Genomic DNA, 2,775 nt, shown 5'->3' with positions numbered 1-2,775 from the left:
GCGAGGGCGACCTGCTGGTGCCCAGCACCCGCAGCGACAGCGCCGAGGCGTACACCGTCCTCTACGGCCCGTTCACCCGCGCCGGCGCCCCCGCGCGGGAGAGCGCGCTCGTCGAGATGAAGCCGGAGGACAGCCTCGACGGCGTCGCCGTCGGCGACGTGACCGGCGATGGCGCGGACGACCTCGTGGCGTTCTTCAGCTACCAGGGCAACGCCGAGGGCGGCTGGTTCTGGAAGGGCGGCCCCGACGGGCTGACGCGGAGCGGCGCCGCGCTGCCCAACGGCGGTTCGCCCACGATCGGCGACTTCGACGGCGACGGCAAGGGCGACCTCGCGTACCGCTCGATCGGCGCGAGCGTCGAGGACCTCCCGTACGACAAGGGCACGGTCAAGGTCGTCTACGGGACCGCGAACGGCCCCGGCGAGACGGGCGGTTCGACCTTCACCCAGGACACCGCCGACGTGCCCGGCACGGGCGAGCGCGGCGACCAGTTCGGCGCCCGGCTCGCGGCCGGCGACGCGAACGGCGACGGCTTCGCCGACCTCGCCGTGGGCGTGCCGTACGAGGCCATCGGCAGCAAGCAGTCGGCGGGTTCCGTGGTGCTGCTCAAGGGCGGCTCCGGCGGGCTGAAGGCCCGTGGCGCGAAGGCGTTCCACCAGGACACGCCCGGTGTGAAGGGCGTGGCCGAGACCGGGGACCGGTTCGGCGCGGCGCTGGCGTTCGGGGACGTCACGGACGACGGCCGGGCGGAGCTGGCGGTGGGCGCGCCGGAGGAGAACGGGACGGGCGCGATCTGGTCGCTGCGCGGCGCCGCGGGCGGGCTGACGGCGACGGGTTCCGTGGCGTTCAGCCCGGACAACTTCGAGGTGCCCGGCGGTGCGCGCGCGGGTGCGCGGTTCGGCACCGGCTTCGCGGACGAGGACCTGGGCCACTACCTGATGGGCCAGGAGTGACGGGCTGACCGGATGAATCCCGTGAACCGGCTTCATTGACCAACAAGTTCAGGGAAATCCGCATGAGCCGTACGAAGGGCGGTAGTTCGCACAACCTCGGGTGAACGTCAGGTGTCTCACAGGGTGAGAGGCCCACTGAGTAGCCGTACCGGTCCGCATCGACGTTCAGGAGCCCGACATGCCACGCAGCCGCCGTACACCCGCGACCGCCACCGCCTTAGCCGCCTCTCTGGCCGTCGTCGCCGGCGCCGCCCTCGCGGGCGGCGCCGCACCGGCGGCGGCGGCGCCCGCGGCCGCGCCCGCGAAGTTCCACGACGACTTCAACGGCGACGGCTACCGCGACCTCGTCGTGGCCGCCCCCTCCGGCACCGTGAACGGCGTGCAGCGCGCCGGGTACGTCGCGGTGCTCTACGGCTCCGCGGGCGGCCTCGACACCGCCGAGCGCAAGGTACTCAGCCAGTCCACCGCCGGTGTCCCCGGCACCTCCGAGACCGGCGACGCCTTCGGCGCCACCCTCGCCGCCGCCGACTTCGACCGCGACGGGTACGCCGACCTCGCCGTCGGCGTCACCGGCGAGGACCTCGGCGGCGTCGCGGACACCGGCCGCACGACCATCCTGTACGGCTCCTCCGGCGGCCTGTCCGGCAGCGGCGCGCAGGACCTGCAACCCGCCACCCGGATCGAGGGCAACGCCTACGGGACGGGGCTGGCGGCGGGCGACTGGTTCCACGACGGGTCGACGGCGCTGGCGATCCTGTCGAAGGACCACCTGGAGCTGTACGGCGGCTGGGGCGCGGCCCGCGGTCCCGTACGCGCACAGGACGGCCATCCCTTCGCCGACTTCCCGGAGCAGTTCACGCCCACCGGCCTGGTCGGCGGCGACTTCGAGGGCGACGGCACCGACGACCTGGTGGTCACCGGCAAGAAGTGGTTCCTGGAGTACGTGGAGGGCTACTCCCTGTATCTGAAGGGCGGCGGCCCCGAGGGGTACACGCGCTCGGAGTTCATGGGCGGGCCCGTGGCCGTCGCGGGCGACATCGACAAGGACGGCGCCGACGACCTCGCGGTGGGCGACCCCACGGTGCTGGAGCACGACGAGTACGACCTGTCGGGCGGCAAGGTCGAGGTCTGGTACGGGGCGGCCGGCGGGCCCGGCGCCGGGCAGCCCGAGGTGTGGGAGCAGGGCAGCGGCGGCGTCCCCGGGACGTACGAGAACGAGGACCGCTTCGGCAGCGACGTCTCCCTGGGCGACGTCGACGGCGACGGATACCCCGATCTGGCGGTGGGCTCCGACGGCGAGGAGATCGGCACCGCCGAGGGCGCGGGCGCGGTCTGGCTGCTGCGCGGGTCGGCCGGCGGGCTGACCGTGAACGGGGTGCAGCACTTCAATCAGAACACCCCGGGCGTCCCGGGGACCGCCGAGACCGCCGACTTCTTCGGCTCCGACGTCCGGCTGCACGACGCCGACCGCGACGGCCGCTCGGGCCTGGTCGCGGGCGCGCCGGGCGAGAACGCGGGGAACGGGCTCGCGTGGGTGCTGCCGACGCGTGGCGGGGGTCTGACGGCGCAGGGGTCGTGGACGTTCGGCGGGGCCGCGCTGGGCGCGGACGGGGCGAACGCACGGTTCCCGGAGACGATCGCGGAGTAGGGATCCGCATCCCCGTTCCGTAGCCGGAATGCCACCTTCTGTCACGGTACAAACCAACTAGCCGTATTCCTACAACCTTTGACCGCGGTACGGGGTCTTCTGATCACCGTCTCCGACCGCCTGCCCGGGAGTTGCCGCATGCCTCACCGACTCCGTACCGCACTGGCCGCGGCG

Annotated in this window: 1 protein-coding gene and 1 pseudogene; both read left to right on the top strand. The window is 73.5% G+C overall.

What is annotated here, in order from left to right; genetic code table 11:
• Positions 1–953: pseudogene (locus H5J30_RS25720) on the top strand (FG-GAP repeat protein); the annotation flags it as partial.
• Positions 954–1,131: 178 nt separating this feature from the next.
• Complete coding sequence (locus tag H5J30_RS25715) at positions 1,132–2,601, top strand: FG-GAP and VCBS repeat-containing protein (protein ID WP_181789729.1); 1,470 nt, start codon at positions 1,132–1,134, stop codon at positions 2,599–2,601.
• Positions 2,602–2,775 lie beyond the last annotated feature (174 nt).

The organism is Streptomyces phytophilus (assembly GCF_013870535.1).
GTDB classification, from domain to species: domain Bacteria; phylum Actinomycetota; class Actinomycetes; order Streptomycetales; family Streptomycetaceae; genus Streptomyces; species Streptomyces phytophilus.
This window is presented reverse-complemented; position numbering and strand designations above follow the sequence as displayed.

Bases quoted from the DNA above. Each gene is read 5' to 3' on its own strand.
- H5J30_RS25715 (WP_181789729.1), top strand. From the start codon at position 1,132: ATGCCACGCAGCCGCCGTACACCCGCGACCGCCACCGCCTTAGCCGCC.